This is a genomic window from Pseudomonas koreensis, assembly GCF_036668835.1.
Lineage (GTDB): Bacteria > Pseudomonadota > Gammaproteobacteria > Pseudomonadales > Pseudomonadaceae > Aquipseudomonas > Aquipseudomonas koreensis_I.
Map to the genome: position 1 here is coordinate 109,837 of NZ_JAZEVW010000010.1, position 16,804 is coordinate 126,640.

General features: G+C 58.9%; 15 protein-coding genes. 11 read left to right on the plus strand and 4 right to left on the minus strand.

Annotated features, from left to right (window positions below; genetic code table 11):
* Positions 1-66: 66 nt before the first annotated feature.
* The 6 genes from V6F91_RS23710 to V6F91_RS23735 all read left to right on the plus strand — a co-directional run bounded on the left by V6F91_RS23710 (position 67) and on the right by V6F91_RS23735 (position 6,311).
* A complete protein-coding gene (locus tag V6F91_RS23710) occupies positions 67-1,362 on the plus strand; it encodes an OprD family porin (RefSeq protein ID WP_423815354.1) in 1,296 nt (431 codons plus the stop codon).
* Positions 1,363-1,643: 281 nt separating this feature from the next.
* The gene (locus V6F91_RS23715; RefSeq protein ID WP_208940710.1) at positions 1,644-2,468 is read left to right on the plus strand and encodes an NAD-dependent epimerase/dehydratase family protein; all 825 of its coding nucleotides are present in this window, start codon (positions 1,644-1,646) and stop codon (positions 2,466-2,468) included.
* Positions 2,469-2,498: 30 nt separating this feature from the next.
* Positions 2,499-3,392, plus strand: a complete 894-nt coding sequence (locus V6F91_RS23720; RefSeq protein WP_332768713.1) for an SMP-30/gluconolactonase/LRE family protein — start codon at positions 2,499-2,501, stop codon at positions 3,390-3,392.
* Between the two features lie 60 nt (positions 3,393-3,452).
* Positions 3,453-4,427, plus strand: coding sequence for a TRAP transporter substrate-binding protein (locus V6F91_RS23725; protein WP_332768715.1), 975 nt, complete (start codon positions 3,453-3,455; stop codon positions 4,425-4,427).
* 76 nt (positions 4,428-4,503) lie between these two features.
* Positions 4,504-5,031: a TRAP transporter small permease gene (locus V6F91_RS23730; protein ID WP_332768717.1), complete on the plus strand. Its 528-nt coding sequence runs from the start codon at positions 4,504-4,506 to the stop codon at positions 5,029-5,031.
* Positions 5,031-6,311: a TRAP transporter large permease gene (locus tag V6F91_RS23735; RefSeq protein ID WP_332768719.1), complete on the plus strand. Its 1,281-nt coding sequence runs from the start codon at positions 5,031-5,033 to the stop codon at positions 6,309-6,311. The genes V6F91_RS23730 and V6F91_RS23735 overlap by 1 nt, the downstream gene beginning before the upstream one ends.
* Positions 6,312-6,356: 45 nt before the next feature.
* On the opposite strand, the gene V6F91_RS23740 is transcribed toward V6F91_RS23735, so the two are convergent.
* The 3 genes from V6F91_RS23740 to V6F91_RS23750 form a co-directional block, all read right to left on the minus strand.
* Positions 6,357-7,157 (minus strand): sulfite exporter TauE/SafE family protein, encoded by an 801-nt coding sequence (locus V6F91_RS23740; protein ID WP_332768721.1) that lies wholly within the window; start codon positions 7,155-7,157, stop codon positions 6,357-6,359.
* A gap of 9 nt (positions 7,158-7,166) precedes the next feature.
* On the minus strand, positions 7,167-8,411 hold the full coding sequence (locus tag V6F91_RS23745) for an FAD/NAD(P)-binding oxidoreductase (protein WP_332768723.1): 1,245 nt from the start codon (positions 8,409-8,411) through the stop codon (positions 7,167-7,169).
* Positions 8,412-8,505: 94 nt separating this feature from the next.
* Positions 8,506-8,847: an ArsR/SmtB family transcription factor gene (locus tag V6F91_RS23750; RefSeq protein WP_008086967.1), complete on the minus strand. Its 342-nt coding sequence runs from the start codon at positions 8,845-8,847 to the stop codon at positions 8,506-8,508.
* A 91-nt stretch (positions 8,848-8,938) separates the two neighbouring features.
* On the opposite strand from V6F91_RS23750, the gene V6F91_RS23755 reads away from it, so the two are divergent.
* Positions 8,939-9,802: an MBL fold metallo-hydrolase gene (locus V6F91_RS23755; RefSeq protein WP_332768732.1), complete on the plus strand. Its 864-nt coding sequence runs from the start codon at positions 8,939-8,941 to the stop codon at positions 9,800-9,802.
* Positions 9,803-10,002: 200 nt separating this feature from the next.
* Positions 10,003-12,531 carry a UvrD-helicase domain-containing protein gene (locus V6F91_RS23760; protein WP_332768734.1) on the plus strand — a complete coding sequence of 843 codons (2,529 nt, stop codon included), beginning with the start codon at positions 10,003-10,005 and terminating at the stop codon, positions 12,529-12,531.
* 28 nt (positions 12,532-12,559) lie between these two features.
* Here the strand turns inward: V6F91_RS23760 and bkdR are convergent, their stop codons facing one another.
* Positions 12,560-13,048, minus strand: a complete 489-nt coding sequence (bkdR, locus tag V6F91_RS23765) for a Bkd operon transcriptional regulator BkdR (protein WP_008059350.1) — start codon at positions 13,046-13,048, stop codon at positions 12,560-12,562.
* Positions 13,049-13,233: 185 nt separating this feature from the next.
* Here bkdR and V6F91_RS23770 point away from each other — a divergent pair, with 185 nt between their 5' ends.
* From V6F91_RS23770 to V6F91_RS23780, 3 genes are read left to right on the plus strand one after another with little or no spacing between them, the layout of a single operon-like run.
* Positions 13,234-14,469 carry a 3-methyl-2-oxobutanoate dehydrogenase (2-methylpropanoyl-transferring) subunit alpha gene (locus V6F91_RS23770; protein ID WP_208940703.1) on the plus strand — a complete coding sequence of 412 codons (1,236 nt, stop codon included), beginning with the start codon at positions 13,234-13,236 and terminating at the stop codon, positions 14,467-14,469.
* A gap of 1 nt (position 14,470) precedes the next feature.
* Positions 14,471-15,529 (plus strand): alpha-ketoacid dehydrogenase subunit beta, encoded by a 1,059-nt coding sequence (locus tag V6F91_RS23775; protein WP_003224000.1) that lies wholly within the window; start codon positions 14,471-14,473, stop codon positions 15,527-15,529.
* On the plus strand, positions 15,530-16,798 hold the full coding sequence (locus V6F91_RS23780) for a dihydrolipoamide acetyltransferase family protein (protein ID WP_332768745.1): 1,269 nt from the start codon (positions 15,530-15,532) through the stop codon (positions 16,796-16,798).
* Positions 16,799-16,804: the final 6 nt, after the last annotated feature.

Genomic DNA, 16,804 nt, shown 5'->3' on the forward strand with positions numbered 1-16,804 from the left:
GCATCGATGTTGTACGACGACGTATGACAAATAATAAGAACAACAAGCGAATCTGGGAGCGTCACAGTGAGCACACTCGCCCGCAATTCCGTCCGCCCTTCACCTGTTTCCAATTTCAAACCGCGTTCGACCCTGAGCCTGATCGGCTGCAGCAGCCTGGTCCTCGCCCTGCCGATGAGCGCCCAGGCCGAAGGTTTCCTCGAGGACAGCAAAGCCACGCTGAACCTGCGCAACGCCTACTTCAACCGCAACTTCGTCAACCCGGCCAACCCGCAGGGCAAGGCTGAGGAGTGGACGCAGAGCTTTATCCTCGATGCCAAATCCGGTTTCACCCAAGGCACCGTCGGCTTTGGCCTCGATGTGCTCGGGTTGTACTCGCAAAAGCTCGATGGCGGCAAAGGCACCGGCGGCACGCAACTGTTGCCGATTCACGATGACGGGCGCCCGGCGGACAACTTCGGTCGCCTCGGCGTGGCGCTCAAGGCCAAGGTGTCGAAGACCGAATTGAAAGTCGGTGAGTGGATGCCAGTGTTGCCGATCCTTCGCTCCGACGACGGTCGTTCGCTGCCGCAAACCTTCCGCGGTGGCCAGATCACCTCCACCGAGATCAACGGTCTTACCGTCTACGGCGGCCAGTTCCGTGGCAACAGCCCGCGTAACGATGCGAGCATGGAAGACATGTCGATGAACGGCCGCGGCGCGTTCACTTCGGATCGCTTCAACTTCGGCGGCGGCGAATACACCTTCAACGACAAGCGCACCATGGTCGGCGTGTGGTACGCCGAGCTGACCGATATCTATCAGCAGCAATATTTCAACCTCAGCCACAGCCAGCCACTCGGCGACTGGACGCTGGGCGCCAACCTCGGTTTCTTCACCGGCAAGGAAGACGGCAGCGCTCAGGCCGGCGATCTCGACAACAAGACCGCGTTTGCCATGCTTTCGGCCAAATACGGCGGCAACACATTCTACGTCGGCCTGCAGAAACTCACCGGTGACGATGCCTGGATGCGGGTCAACGGCACCAGCGGCGGGACCCTGGCCAACGACAGTTACAACGCCAGTTATGACAACGCCAAGGAACGCTCCTGGCAGTTGCGTCACGACTACAACTTCGTTGCCCTCGGCATTCCCGGTCTGACTTTGATGAACCGCTACATCAGCGGCGATAACGTGCACACCGCCAGCACCAACGATGGCAAGGAATGGGGCCGCGAATCGGAACTGGCCTACACCGTACAAAGTGGCCCGCTGAAAAGCCTCAACGTGAAATGGCGCAACGCGACCATCCGCCGCGATTTCAGCACCAACGAGTTCGACGAAAACCGGATTTTCATCAGCTATCCGATTTCGTTGTTGTAACGGTTGGCGGGTTCACGCACATCTCCTGTGGGAGCGAGCCTGCTCGCGAAAGCGCCAGATCCGTCGAATTGTTGTGACTGACACACCGCCTTCGCGAGCAGGCTCGCTCCCACACGGGGATTGCATTGCAAGGCGGTTATCAGGGTTCAGAAAAATGATTCGGCCCTTCCGTCATCTACACCAAAAGTCGCGTTGACAAGTTCCCGGAACCCTACCGATACTTCAGCGCAGTCATACGACAACCTACAACAAACCTAATAACAATGTGTTCAGGGATTGCCATGACGTCTACCTCTACTCCGCGCGCTCCATTCAATCGCCTGCTGCTGACCGGCGCTGCCGGTGGCCTGGGCAAAGTCCTGCGCGAACGCCTGCGTCCTTACGCCAATGTGCTGCGTTTGTCCGACATCGCCGCCCTCGCCCCGGCCGTCGATGATCACGAAGAAGTCGTACTCTGCGATCTGGCCGACAAACAGGCCGTGCATCAACTGGTCGATGGGGTCGACGCGATCCTGCATTTCGGCGGTGTCTCGGTCGAGCGCCCGTTCGAAGAAATCCTCGGCGCCAACATCAGCGGCGTTTTCCACATCTACGAAGCGGCACGCAAACATGGTGTGAAGCGGGTGATTTTTGCCAGCTCCAACCACGTCATCGGCTTCTACAAGCAGGACGAAAAACTCGACGCCAGCTCCCCGCGCCGCCCTGACGGTTACTACGGTCTGTCCAAGTCCTACGGCGAAGACATGGCCAGCTTCTACTTCGATCGCTACGGCATCGAAACCGTCAGCATCCGCATCGGCTCTTCGTTCCCGGAACCGCAGAACCGCCGGATGATGCACACCTGGCTGAGCTTCGACGACCTTACGCAACTGCTCGAGCGTTCGCTGTACACACCGAACGTCGGCCATACCGTGGTCTACGGAATGTCCGACAACAAGGACGTGTGGTGGGACAACCGCTACGCCAGCCACCTCGGTTATGAAGCCAGGGACAGCTCGGAAGTGTTCCGCGACAAGGTCGAAGCGCAGCCGATGCCGGCCGCTGACGACCCGGCGCGAATCTACCAGGGTGGCGCCTTTGTGGCGGCCGGCCCGTTCGGCGACTGATCCCCGCGACCACGACACGAGGTAATCAGTATGCAAGCCGAATTGATCGTCGATGCGCGCAACGCTGTGGGCGAAAGCCCGGTCTGGGTCGCCGAGGAAAACGCCCTGTACTGGGTGGACATTCCCAACGGCGGGCTGCAACGCTGGAGCGCCGAGAGCGGGCACGTGGCGTCGTGGAAAGCGCCAGAAATGCTCGCCTGCATCAGCCGCCATCGCAGTGGTGGCTGGGTGGCCGGCATGGAAAGCGGTTTCTTTCGCCTGCACCCGCACAGCGACGGCAGCCTCGACAGCGAATTGCTCGCCAGCGTTGAGCACAGCCGCGCGGACATGCGCCTCAACGATGGTCGCTGCGACCGTCAAGGGCGTTTCTGGGCCGGCAGCATGGTGCTGAACATGGGCCTCAATGCGCCTGAAGGCCGGCTGTATCGCTACGGCGCCGGGCAGTCTGGTGTGATCGAAGCGCAACTCGACGGTTTCATCGTGCCCAACGGCCTCGGGTTCAGCCCGGACGGCAAAATCATGTACCTGTCGGATTCGCATCCCGACGTGCAACTGATCTGGGCGTTCGACTACGACACCGAGACCGGCACGCCGTCGAACCGCCGGGTGTTTGTCGACATGAACCACTTCTCTGGCCGCCCCGATGGCGCCGCCGTGGATGCCGAAGGTTGCTACTGGATCTGCGCCAACGACGCCGGCCTGATTCACCGCTTCGCCCCGGACGGTCGCCTGGATTTTTCACTGGAAGTGCCGGTGAAGAAACCGACCATGTGTGCCTTCGGCGGCAGCGACATGAGCACCTTGTTTGTCGCTTCGATTCGCCCCGGCGACGACCACGATCCGCAATCCCTGGCCGGCGGCGTGTTCGCCCTGAAGCCCGGCGTCAAAGGACTCGCCGAACCACTGTTCAACGATTTGCTTTAGACCCTCTGCTGCACCGCTGCGCCTTGAACACAAAAATAACAAGACTGGAGACTCACCCCCATGAACTTCAAACGCACCTTGCTCGCCGCTGCACTCCCGCTGATGTTCACCTTTGCCGGTGCCGCTCAGGCGGAAATGAAACTGAAATTCGCCGACATTCACCCCGCCGGTTACCCAACCGTGGTGGCTGAAAAATCCATGGGCGATACCCTGACCAAGGAAACCAACGGCGAGCTGACTTTCCAATATTTCCCGGGCGGTGTGCTGGGTTCGGAAAAGGAAGTCATCGAGCAGATGCAGGTCGGCGCGGTCCAGCTGTCGCGCGTCAGCCTGGGGATCGTTGGCCCGGTGGTGCCGGACGTCAACGTGTTCAACATGCCGTTCATTTTCCGCGATCAACAGCACATGCGTAACGTCATCGACGGTCCGGTGGGCGACGAGATCCTCGACAAGATCACCAACTCCGAATTCGGCCTGGTGGCCCTGGCGTGGATGGACGGCGGCACGCGCAACATCTACAGCAAAAAACCGGTGCGCAAGCTCGAAGACCTCAAGGGCATGAAAATCCGTGTGCAAGGCAACCCGATGTTCATCGACATGATGAACGCCATGGGCGGCAACGGCATCGCCATGGACACCGGCGAGATCTTCAGCGCCCTGCAGACCGGCGTGATCGACGGCGCGGAAAACAACCCGCCGACCCTGCTCGAACACAACCACTTCCAGAACGCCAAGTTCTACAGCCTGACCGGTCACCTGATCCTGCCAGAGCCGATCGTGATGTCGAAAATCACCTGGGAAAAACTCACCCCGGATCAGCAGACCCTGGTCAAGAAAGCTGCCAAGGCTGCCCAGGCTGAAGAACGTGTGCTGTGGGACAAGAAGTCCGCTGCCAGCGAAGAAAAACTCAAGGCCGCCGGCGTCGAGTTCATCACCGTCGACAAGAAACCCTTCTACGACGCCACCGCTCCGGTACGCGAGAAGTACGGCGCGAAATACGCTGACCTGATCAAGAAAATCGAAGCCGTTCAGTAACGCCCCCTCTCCGTACTCATGAAAAAAGGCCCGGCGCGCCTGCTGTTCGAGGCGCGCCCGGTTACGGTGGAACCCGATGAAGAATCTGCTGCTGCGTATCAACGACAAGATCTACATGACGTGCATCTGGGTCGCCGGCCTGTCTGTCCTGGCGATCTCCCTGATGATTCCCTGGGGCGTATTCGCCCGCTATGTACTTGGTACCGGCTCGAGCTGGCCGGAGCCCACGGCGATCCTGCTGATGATGGTGTTCACCTTCATCGGCGCCGCCGCCAGTTACCGCGCCGGTGCGCACATGGCCGTGGCCATGCTCACCGACCGCATGCCGCCAAAGCTGAAATCCGCAGCGGCGATTTTCTCCCAACTGCTGATGGCAGCGATCTGCATCTTCATGACCATTTGGGGCGCCAAGCTGTGCATGTCGACCTGGAACCAGTTCATGGCCGCCCTGCCCGACCTGCGGGTTGGCGTGACCTACCTGCCAATTCCGCTGGGCGGCCTGCTGACGCTGATTTTCGTGCTGGAAAAACTCTTGCTCGGTGACCAGAGCAAACGTCGGGTCGTGCAGTTCGACCTGGTTGAAGAAAGTGAAGGTGCCGCGTAATGGACGCTCTGATTCTGCTGGGCAGTTTTATCGTATTGATCCTGGTCGGCATGCCGGTCGCCTACGCGTTGGGCGCCGCTGCGCTGATCGGTGCGTGGTGGATCGACATTCCGTTCCAGGCGGTGATGATTCAGGTCGCCTCGGGGGTAAACAAATTCTCGCTGCTGGCGATTCCGTTCTTCGTCCTGGCCGGTGCGATCATGGCCGAGGGCGGCATGTCGCGCCGGCTGGTGGCGTGTGCCGGGGTGCTGGTGGGTTTCGTGCGTGGTGGCCTGTCGCTGGTCAACATTGTCGCCTCGACCTTCTTCGGCGCGATCTCCGGCTCCTCGGTAGCGGATACCGCCTCGGTGGGTTCGGTGCTGATTCCGGAAATGGAACGCAAGGGCTATCCACGGGACTTCTCCACCGCCGTGACCGTCAGCGGTTCAGTGCAAGCCCTGCTGACCCCGCCAAGCCATAACTCGGTGCTCTACTCGCTGGCCGCCGGCGGTACGGTGTCGATTGCCTCGCTGTTCATGGCCGGCATCGTCCCGGGCCTGCTGATGAGCGCGTGCCTGATGGTGCTGTGCCTGATCTTCGCGAAGAAGCGCAACTACCCCAAGGGTGAAGTGATCCCGATGCGCCAGGCGTTGAAAATCGTCGGCGAAGCGCTGTGGGGCATGATGGCCATGGTGATCATTCTCGGCGGCATTCTTTCGGGGATTTTCACCGCCACCGAATCGGCGGCCATCGCCGTGCTGTGGTCGTTCTTCGTGACCATGTTCATCTATCGTGACTACAAGTGGAGCGAGCTGCCGAAACTGATGCACCGCACCGTGCGGACGATTTCGATCGTGATGATCCTGATCGGTTTCGCCGCCAGCTTCGGCTACATCATGACCCTGATGCAGATCCCGGCGAAGATCACCACGATGTTCCTGACCCTGTCGGACAACCGTTACGTGATCCTGATGTGCATCAACGTCATGCTGCTGTTGCTCGGCACGGTGATGGACATGGCGCCGCTGATCCTGATCCTCACGCCGATCCTGATGCCAGTCATACTGGGTATCGGTGTCGACCCGGTGCAGTTCGGCATGATCATGCTGGTCAACCTGGGGATCGGATTGATAACGCCGCCCGTGGGAGCCGTGCTGTTCGTCGGCTCGGCGATCGGCAAAGTCAGCATCGAAAGCACCGTGAAAGCACTGCTGCCGTTCTACGGCGTGCTGTTCATGGTGCTGCTGCTGGTGACCTACGTGCCGGCCATCTCTCTGTGGCTGCCGCATCTGGTGTTGTAAACCGCTGAGCCATCGCAGCCCGGGCCGGGCTGCGATGGTTTCACCTCAGGCCCGCAGCAACATGTACCCCGCCACCACCACACAGACACTTGCAAACCCGACCTGCAATGCCCGCGCCGGCACCCGCGCACAAAGTTTGCGGCCAATGATCATGCCGACCACGCTGGCGACAATGAATGCCGCGCCCTGACTGTCAATCCGCACACCGGCATGAAACGCGCCGACCACACCAATGACCGAAATCAGACTGATCACCATCAACGACGTGGCGACAATGCCGCGCATCTGCACGTCGGTCAGTTGCTTGAACGCCGGCACGATCAGAAAACCGCCACCGACGCCGAGCAAACCCGAGACGACGCCCGTGACTGCGCCCAACGCCGCCAGGGTCGCGGTGCATTTGGCGGTCCAGTCGAAGCGCCCGGTCTGCTCGTTGAGCATGCAATTCTTCTGGCCCCAACTGGCGTGGCCATGATCGCTCGGCCCGGCTTGCTGACGCTCTTTTCTGAACATGCGCCAGGCGACCATGACCATCAGCAGGCTGAACAGGATCATCAGCACCTGTTCCGGCAACTGATGCGCGAAATAGATCCCCAGCGGCGAAAACACCGCGCCTAATGCTGCAATCAGCAACGCGGCGCGATAGCGCACCAGACCATGGCGCAAACCGTCGAGGGCGCCGACCGCCGCCGCACTGCCCACCGCAAACAACGCCACCGGCGCCGCTTGCGTCATGCTCCAGCCGAGGCCGAGCACCAGCGCTGGCACCGCAAGAATACCGCCGCCAGCGCCGGTCAAACCAAGCACCAGGCCCATCACCACGCCAAACACACTTGCGAGCCACATAAGGTTTTCTCAGTCGACTCTGGACAGGCGGGTCAGCCATTCGCGGCCCTTGAGCATGCCGTTCCAGTAGAACCACGGCAGCAGCGTCGCCTTCAACCACCATGCAGAACGGCGTGCGACGGTCGGGTCAAGGGCAAAGGTCGGCAGCAGTTTTCCGCCATAGCCGAACTCGGCCAGAATCACCTTGCCCTTCTCCACCGTCAGCGGGCAGGAACCGTAGCCGTCGTACTTCAGCGGCAGCGCTTGTTGCCGGCGTGCGGCCAACAGGTTCTGCGCGACCACCACGACTTGCTTGCGCACCGCCGCAGCGGTTTTCGCGTTGCTGGTGCCGCAGATGTCGCCGAGGGCGAACACCTCGGGAAAGCGTGGGTGTTGCAGGCTGTGCGGGTCGACTTCGCACCAGCCAGCCGCGTCGGCCAGCGGACTTTGCGCGATGAAATCCGGCGAAACCTGCGGCGGCACGACATGCAGCAACTCGAAGGTTTTCGCCACACGGTTGACGTTGCCCTCGGCATCCTTGATCTCGAACCAGGCGGTTTGCGCGGGGCCGTCGACTTTCACCAGATTGGAATTGAAGGCCAGCTGCGCGTTGTACTTTTCGATGTATTTCATCAACGGCGGGACGAAGGTCGCCACGCCGAACAGCGCCGCACCGGCGAGGTTGAATTCCACCTCGATGTTGTTCAGCACTGCGCTTTTGCGCCAGTGATCGCAGGACAGGTACAAGGCCTTTTGCGGCGCGCCGGCGCACTTGATCGGCATCGCCGGCTGGGTGAACAGCGCCTTGCCGCCGCGCAGTTTTTGCACCTGATCCCAGGTGTATTGCGCATGCTGATAGCTGTAGTTGGAGGTCACGCCGTATTGGCCGAGACTGTCCTGCAGGCCTTCGATTTTTTCCCAGGCAAGACGCAGGCCGGGGCAGACGATCAGATTCTGATAGCTGACCGTACGCTGATCGTTGAGCGTGAGTTGACGTTGCGCCGGATCGATTGCTGTGACTGCCGCCTGCACCCAGTTGGCTTGCCGGGGCATGACTTTGCTCATCGGCCGGACGCTGTCCTTGACGTCGAAAGCGCCGCCGCCGACCAGCGTCCACGCTGGCTGGTAATAGTGATAGGTGCTCGGCTCGATCACGGCGATGTTCAGCGCCGAATCCCGCTTGAGCAGACTGGCGACCAGCGCAATACCGGCCGAACCGCCACCGATGATCACGATATCGGCACTGATGGATGGGCCCCAGTGTTGATCGTTCATTGCTTGTTCCTTTTGCTGCACGCAAGGATTTTTCAGCCTTCCCACAAATCCATTGTAGGAGTGAGCCTGCAGGGGATAGCGTGATGGCTGGCATTTATGGCTGTTCCCAGCTCTTGAGCACCGCCCCGCAATAAAGCCCGGACAGGGTCTTCATCACCTGGATCACTTCGTGACTGGCGAGGCCGTAAAAAATGTACTTGCCTTCACGGCGAGTCGCGACGAGCCCTTCGTCGCGCAGGATGCCCAGTTGCTGGGACAGCGTCGGCTGGCGTACGCCGGTCATGGTTTCCAGTTCGCCGACATTGCGCTCGCCCTGAGTCAGTTGACACAGGATCAACAGACGATCCTCATTGGCCAGGGCCTTGAGCAGCGCGCAGGCCTTGGAGGCCGAGGCGCGCAGTTGGGCGACTTCACATTCGGTCAGACTGGATTGCATTTGCACGACGCCTTCAAGGTCACTTAAGCTGCGAACATTATGTTTTTAGATAAAGTGTTGCAACCCATTTTCCACGTTCAGGTTGGTGACCATGCCCGCGCAGATTGAAGCTTTCCTTGACCCCGCCTCTTCGACCTACAGCTATGTTGTCTACGAAGCGGATGGCGGACAATGCGCGATCGTCGACCCGGTGCTCGATTACGACGGCGCCGCCGGGCGCACCGGCACCGTGCAGGCGGACAAGATCATTGCGTTTGTCGAGGCGCGTCAATTACAGGTCCAATGGCTGCTGGAAACCCATGCCCACGCCGATCACCTGTCCGCCGCGCCGTATCTACGGCAGAAGCTGGGTGGAAAGATCGCCATCGGCGCCTCGATCAGACACGTGCAGAACGTGTTCAAGACATTGTTCAATCTGGAGCCGGAATTCTCCGTCGACGGCTCGCAGTTCGATCATCTGTTCGCGCCGAACGAGTCATTCCACATCGGCAATCTCAAAGCCACCGCCCTGCATGTGCCCGGCCACACCCCGGCCGACATGGCCTATCTGATCGACGGCGAGCAGATTCTGGTCGGCGACACGCTGTTCATGCCCGATGTCGGCACGGCGCGCTGCGACTTCCCCGGCGGCAACGCCCATCAGCTGTTCGCTTCGATTCAGAAACTGCTGGCCTTCCCCGCCAGCGTGAAGCTGTACGTTTGCCACGACTACCCGCCCGAAGGCCGCCAATCACATTGCCAGACCACAGTCGGCGAGCAGCGTAAAAGCAATATCCACGTGCATGACGGCATCGACGAAGCGACGTTTGTCGAGATGCGCACCCGACGCGATGCCGGTTTGGGTATGCCGACGCTGTTGCTGCCAGCGATTCAGGTGAATGTGCGGGCGGGGAATTTGCCGGCGGCGGAAGACAATGGCGTGGTGTATTTGAAGATTCCGATTGACAAGATGTGAGTTGAACCGCCCTGTCGACTTTTCGCTCCCGCAACGAAAGAACCGCTCTAGATCATTCCCTAGCCAAAATGCCACCACCGTGTAATATCCCGAAACTTAAACCGCTTCGGTAGACACCTGCGACTCAATCACGCTGGTGAGTAATCACACGGACATCGCCGAAGCCAGACTTCGTCGAGAAGACTTTTTGCAGGGAAACCATGAGTCAAACTTCTCCACACGGGCAACCCGCCGGGCAGCAAGCTGAAACCTTCAATCGCGAACTCTCGATTCTCCGACGCGCAATTGCCTTCCTGTTGTCCGGAGCCCTTGAGGCACTCAAAGCCATTGACGGGCGCTCTTTCTTCAAGGGTAAAGAAGCAGGCATCAGACAGGGCAATCACACCGGCTTGCTTGCCGGAAAGAAGCTCGGCTACGCGGACGGGTATGCAAAAGGGCGCGCCGTTCTAGAGATCAACGATCTGCGCTCATCCGCATCATTGCCGGGAGAAGATCACTGCCTCTTTGACAATGAACTCATGCCCATCACCGATGATATCAAGCAGAAAATGCGTGAGGAGGTGTGGGAAAAACTTGATAAGAAAGAGCAACCGAGCGATCAGCAGTGGGCGATGATTTTTGCCAACTCCACCTGTACATCAGTGATTGCTGGCGCGGGTTCCGGCAAGTCTACGACATTGGCCTTGCGTGTCGTACTTAAACACTTTCACTTGGGCATCCCCCTTCATCACATGCAGGTGACTACCTTCACCACTGAGTCTAAAAAAGACTTGCAGAAAAAAATGGTGAACATTTTCAAATTGTGGGGCAAAGAACTGAGCGAGGATCAGACCAAGAGTCTGGTGCGCACCTTCCATAGCAAAGTATTCGGCTTTATGAAAACCTTCTCGGATGCGCCTATTGACTACTTCGATTTTTTAGGTGCAAAAAAAACAAGTGACGATGAGGGCGAACTGGAAAACCCCTTCTCGTCAAAAATCACGACTGAGCAAGGAAGCGTACTTTCCAATGTGTTCAACACGCTTTATGAAAAGAACGCTGAATTCAAAAAGCATATCCTGGATCTTTACAAATCTATCGTCTTCGTTGCACCTGATCCTATGTCGGGTCCCATGCAACAAAAAAAAGACTACATCATTCGCAAGATGTCAGAGAAAGATGAAGCCTTCTGCGATGAAATTGAAGCAGCGTGGATTGAACTGGGTTTGTGGCCGATTCCGGGTGTAAGTGAGCGCCGAACCTTTAACATCGAGAGAAAGCCTTTCATCGCTAACGGTTATCTGCCAGAGCACGACACGTTAGTTATTCTTGGCTGGCCAAATACAAAAAATCAGTCGGCGGAGATTCCCACGCGCGCAGGCCAATCGGTCAATCTTGAGCGGGAAAACTGGAGTCGCCAAGCAATGATTGGTGAGTGTTATCGTGGAAAAAAATACATTCTCATCAATAACGTAATGGCTGCGAAGACATTGATGGGCAATCATGAACACATGATCGTTCAGGATGCCGGTTTCGATTATCACTTGCCGGGCACGACTATCAAGGAAACGAAGCTGACCGAGGTATTCTTTGCCGAGGGCAACTACATTGAGAACCTAGGTCTGGATGTCGCTCAGGCGATCGGCTCACTGAATTTTGTGCCGGGCGATCCACGTCAGCCGTTCTACCTTGCGTTGCAGATCTATTGGCGCGGCTTTCATGACTATCTGGAAGGCATGTCGCCCAGAAAGTTGATCACGTTCAACAAAGCATTCGCGCTGTTCGGCGAGCATAATCCTGAAAATATAAAGCGCATTCCAACGGTCGAGCTGGACGGCATGCGGCACCTCATGATTGATGAGTTTCAGGACGTCTCCGGTTTGAACGTTTCCTGGGTGCGGCAATGTTGCAAGGAGATCCGTACTCGTAATCAGGGCCAGCCTGGATTGGGCAACAGCCTCATGGCAGTCGGCGACGACTGGCAAAGCATTTATGGGTGGCGCGGCAGTTCACCCCAATATCTGATGGATTTCCATGAGCATTTCCACGCTCATACGTGCGACACGCTGTACATGCAAAACAACTACCGTTCTCATCAGACAATCATTGATGCGGCCGAACAAATTGTCCGTGCAACCACAACCGACAAAGCCAAACATGGGATTGCAGCAAACGAAAAGGTGATGAATAACAAGACACCCGTATACCTGCACTACGTGGCCAAGGATAAAAAGATCACCGAACCGGACGAAACGATTCTGCGACTCGTCAGACAAGCATATGACGACGGTCACAGCATCCTGATGGTGTTTCGCGTTGGCGAGGTTGAGAGAGCATACAAAATCGCCTTGCAAGGTTTGTTAAACGACGCACGAAAAAGCCGGCGCAACGTCAAACTCATGACCTTTCACAAGTCTAAGGGATTGCAGGCGCAATCAGTTTTCGTTATCGGTGACTGTTTCTATAAGCCGACTAAATCCAAACGCAACGACATATACAGTCTCACCAACTTGGGCGATAAATCGCCAACTCCTTATGACAACGCTCAATCCGATGAGGCACTGCGTTTAGCCTACGTAGGTATTACGCGTGCCGAACTCAGGTGTCATTGGCTGGTTGATCGAGAGATCACGGCGACGACAAAACAAAGCGCAACCAATGCTTCGGGTTATGCCAATTTCGAATCCGGATGCTACAAAAAGTGGACTCATCAGCAAACATCCGCAGTTTCAGCTCTGTCGCCGCCATAAAGATGTTTATCCAGAGGCGACGAGAACGCTACGTGCCCAGCGTCAACCCGTTGGCGGGTAGTGGCAACGCGGTCTTGTAGCGCACCTGCTTCAGCGCAAAGCTTGAGCGGATGTTCGCCACCCCCGGAACTTTGGTCAGAAAGTCCATCATGAAGCGCTCCAGCGACTGGATCGTCGGCACCAGCACGCGGATCAGATAGTCCGGGTCGCCGGCCATCAGGTAGCACTCCATCACTTCGGGGCGATCCGAGATCGCCTCTTCGAAATGCTGCAGCGCCTCCTCAACCTGTTTTTCCAGGCTGACGTGGATGAATACGTTCACGTGCAGCCCCAGCAGGTCGGCATCCAGCAGCGTCACCTGCTCGCGAATCAGCCCCAGTTCTTCCATGGCCTTGACCCGGTTGAAGCATGGCGTCGGCGACAGGTTCACCGAGCGGGCGAGGTCGGCGTTGGTGATGCGTGCGTTCTCCTGAAGGCTGTTGAGAATGCCGATGTCGGTACGGTCCAGTTTGCGCATGAGACAAAACCACCTGTTTTTTATGTTTATGCAGAATTTCTATCTGCAAATCATCTTCAGCGCAATGAAACACAGATAAATATTCTTCTTGGCCGCGCCTATGATTGTTGTAGGACAAGATTTCTTCTACCGAGGAATGACTGCCAGCTCACTACAAGAAATTCACAAGATCGAGCGTAGAAGCCATGACCCAAGCGTATGAACCGCTGCGTCTGCACGTCCCTGAACCCTCGGGCCGTCCAGGCTGCAAAACCGATTTTTCCTACCTGCATCTGACCGACGCAGGCACGGTGCGCAAACCTCCCATCGATGTAGAACCTGCCGACACGGCCGACCTGGCGCGAGGCCTGATCCGCGTGCTCGACGATCAGGGCAACGCCCTTGGCCCGTGGGCCGAAAACGTGCCCGTCGAGATTCTGCGCAAAGGCATGCGCGCGATGCTCAAGACGCGCATTTACGACAACCGCATGGTCGTCGCCCAGCGTCAGAAAAAAATGTCGTTCTACATGCAGAGCCTTGGCGAAGAAGCCATCGGCAGCGCCCAGGCCTTGGCGCTGAACATCGATGACATGTGCTTCCCGACCTATCGCCAGCAAAGCATTCTGATGGCCCGCGATGTGCCATTGGTCGACCTGATCTGCCAATTGCTGTCCAACGAGCGCGATCCGCTCAAGGGTCGGCAGCTGCCAATCATGTACTCGGTAAAGGACGCCGGTTTCTTCACCATCTCCGGCAACCTTGCCACCCAGTTCATTCAGGGCGTGGGCTGGGGCATGGCCTCGGCGATCAAGGGCGATACGAAAATCGCCTCGGCGTGGATTGGCGATGGCGCCACCGCCGAATCGGACTTCCACACCGCCCTCACCTTCGCTCACGTCTACCGCGCGCCAGTGATCCTCAACGTGGTCAACAATCAATGGGCGATTTCGACCTTCCAGGCGATTGCCGGCGGTGAAGCGACCACTTTCGCCGGACGCGGCGTCGGTTGCGGCATCGCCTCGCTGCGGGTCGATGGCAACGACTTCTACGCGGTCTACGCCGCTTCTGCCTGGGCCGCCGAACGCGCCCGCCGGAACCTTGGCCCGACCATGATCGAATGGGTCACCTACCGCGCCGGCCCGCACTCGACCTCGGATGATCCATCCAAATACCGCCCGGCCGATGACTGGAGCCACTTCCCGCTCGGCGATCCGATTGCGCGCCTGAAGCAGCACCTGATCAAGGTCGGCCACTGGTCGGACGAAGAGCACGCCGCCGTCAGCGCCGAACTCGAAGCCGAAGTGATTGCCGCGCAGAAGCAGGCCGAACAGTACGGCACCCTCGCCGGCGGCCAGATCCCAAGCGCTGCGACCATGTTCGAAGACGTCTACAAAGAGATGCCGGAGCACTTGAAGCGCCAGCGTCAGCAGCTGGGGATCTGAAATGAACGATCACAACAACAATATTCAGCTGGAAACCGCCATGACCACGACCACCATGACCATGATCCAGGCCCTGCGCTCGGCCATGGATGTGATGCTTGAGCGTGATGACAACGTGGTCGTGTTCGGTCAGGACGTCGGCTACTTCGGCGGCGTGTTCCGTTGCACCGAAGGCCTGCAGACCAAGTACGGCACCTCGCGAGTGTTCGACGCACCGATCTCGGAAAGCGGCATTGTCGGCGTGGCCGTGGGCATGGGCGCTTACGGTCTGCGTCCGGTGGCTGAGATCCAGTTCGCCGACTACGTCTACCCGGCCTCCGACCAGATCATTTCCGAAGCGGCGCGCCTGCGTTATCGCTCGGCAGGCGAGTTCACCGCACCGATGACCCTGCGCATGCCATGCGGCGGCGGCATCTATGGCGGCCAGACCCACAGCCAGAGCATCGAGGCGATGTTCACTCAGGTCTGCGGCCTGCGCACGGTGATGCCGTCCAACCCGTATGACGCCAAAGGCCTGCTGATCGCCTCCATCGAAAACGATGACCCGGTGATCTTCCTTGAGCCGAAACGCCTGTACAACGGCCCGTTCGACGGCCACCACGACCGCCCGGTAACCCCTTGGTCGAAACACCCGCAGGCCCAGGTGCCGGACGGTTATTACACCGTGCCGCTGGACGTCGCCGCGATCACCCGTCCAGGCAAGGACGTGACCGTGCTGACCTACGGCACCACCGTCTACGTGTCACAAGTGGCGGCCGAAGAATCCGGCGTCGATGCCGAAGTCATCGACCTGCGCAGCCTGTGGCCACTGGACCTGGAAACCATCGTCAAATCGGTGAAGAAAACCGGCCGTTGCGTGGTGGTTCACGAAGCCACCCGCACCTGCGGTTTCGGCGCCGAACTGGTCTCGCTGGTGCAAGAGCATTGCTTTCATCACCTGGAAGCGCCGATCGAACGCGTCACCGGTTGGGACACCCCCTACCCGCACGCGCAGGAGTGGGCGTATTTCCCAGGGCCGTCCCGAGTGGGCGCGGCGTTGAAACGGGTCATGGAGGTCTGAATGGGCACGCACGTTATCAAGATGCCGGACATTGGCGAAGGCATCGCAGAAGTGGAACTGTCGCAGTGGCACGTCAAGGTCGGCGACCTGGTGGTTGAAGATCAGGTGCTGGCGGACGTGATGACCGACAAGGCGATGGTCGATATTCCGTCGCCGGTACACGGGAAAGTGATTGCGCTCGGTGGTCAGCCGGGTGAAGTGATGGCGGTCGGCAGTGTATTGATCAGCATTGAAGTGGAAGGCGCTGGCAACTTTAAAGAGTCCGCCGCTCCTGTTGTGACCAAAGAGCCTGCGGCGCCGACAGTTGAAACCGTCGTTGAGAGCAAACCTGCTGCAGCCGCGCCGCGCCCTGCTCCTGTTTGCCAAGGCCCGATGGTTGCCCGCGAGGCCGATGAACGTCCGCTGGCCTCGCCGGCCGTGCGCAAACATGCGCTGGATCTGGGTATTCAATTGCGACTGGTACGTGGCAGCGGCCCGGCCGGTCGCGTGCTACACGAAGACCTTGAAGCCTATCTGGCGCACGGTCAGTCGAACGCTTCGGCGCCCGCTGCCGCTGCTTATGCCCAGCGCAACGATGAAGAACAGATCCAAGTGATCGGCATGCGTCGCAAGATCGCCCAGCGCATGCAGGACGCCACGCAGCGTGCCGCGCATTTCAGTTACGTCGAGGAAATCGATGTCACCGCCATCGAAGAACTGCGCGCGCACCTGAATGAAAAGCACGGTGCCAGCCGTGGCAAGTTGACCTTGCTGCCATTCCTCGTGCGTGCGCTGGTCGTTGCCCTGCGCGACTTTCCGCAGATGAACGCCCGTTACGATGACGAAGCGCAAGTCATCACCCGCCTCGGCGCGGTGCATGTCGGCGTCGCCACGCAAAGCGATGTCGGCCTGATGGTGCCGGTAGTGCGTCACGCCGAAGCACGCAGCCTGTGGGACAGCGCCGCGGAAATCTCGCGCCTCGCCAACGCCGCGCGCAATGGCAAGGCCAGCCGTGACGAGTTGTCCGGCTCGACCATCACCCTGACCAGCCTCGGTGCGCTGGGCGGCATCGTCAGCACGCCGGTGCTGAACCTGCCGGAAGTGGCGATCGTCGGCGTGAACAAGATCGTTGAACGGCCGATGGTCGTCAAAGGCCAGGTGGTGATCCGCAAGATGATGAACCTGTCCAGCTCGTTCGATCACCGCGTGGTCGACGGCATGGACGCGGCGCTCTTCATCCAGGCCATTCGCGGCCTGATCGAACAACCCGCCACTTTGTTTGTGGAGTAAGGCGCC

Bases quoted from the DNA above. Each gene is read 5' to 3' on its own strand.
- V6F91_RS23715 (WP_208940710.1), top strand. From the start codon at position 1,644: ATGACGTCTACCTCTACTCCGCGCGCTCCATTCAATCGCCTGCTGCTG.
- V6F91_RS23720 (WP_332768713.1), top strand. From the start codon at position 2,499: ATGCAAGCCGAATTGATCGTCGATGCGCGCAACGCTGTGGGCGAAAGC.
- V6F91_RS23725 (WP_332768715.1), top strand. From the start codon at position 3,453: ATGAACTTCAAACGCACCTTGCTCGCCGCTGCACTCCCGCTGATGTTC.
- V6F91_RS23730 (WP_332768717.1), top strand. From the start codon at position 4,504: ATGAAGAATCTGCTGCTGCGTATCAACGACAAGATCTACATGACGTGC.
- V6F91_RS23735 (WP_332768719.1), top strand. From the start codon at position 5,031: ATGGACGCTCTGATTCTGCTGGGCAGTTTTATCGTATTGATCCTGGTC.
- V6F91_RS23740 (WP_332768721.1), bottom strand. From the start codon at position 7,157: ATGTGGCTCGCAAGTGTGTTTGGCGTGGTGATGGGCCTGGTGCTTGGT.
- V6F91_RS23745 (WP_332768723.1), bottom strand. From the start codon at position 8,411: ATGAACGATCAACACTGGGGCCCATCCATCAGTGCCGATATCGTGATC.
- V6F91_RS23750 (WP_008086967.1), bottom strand. From the start codon at position 8,847: ATGCAATCCAGTCTGACCGAATGTGAAGTCGCCCAACTGCGCGCCTCG.
- V6F91_RS23755 (WP_332768732.1), top strand. From the start codon at position 8,939: ATGCCCGCGCAGATTGAAGCTTTCCTTGACCCCGCCTCTTCGACCTAC.
- V6F91_RS23760 (WP_332768734.1), top strand. From the start codon at position 10,003: ATGAGTCAAACTTCTCCACACGGGCAACCCGCCGGGCAGCAAGCTGAA.
- bkdR (WP_008059350.1), bottom strand. From the start codon at position 13,048: ATGCGCAAACTGGACCGTACCGACATCGGCATTCTCAACAGCCTTCAG.
- V6F91_RS23770 (WP_208940703.1), top strand. From the start codon at position 13,234: ATGACCCAAGCGTATGAACCGCTGCGTCTGCACGTCCCTGAACCCTCG.
- V6F91_RS23775 (WP_003224000.1), top strand. From the start codon at position 14,471: ATGAACGATCACAACAACAATATTCAGCTGGAAACCGCCATGACCACG.
- V6F91_RS23780 (WP_332768745.1), top strand. From the start codon at position 15,530: ATGGGCACGCACGTTATCAAGATGCCGGACATTGGCGAAGGCATCGCA.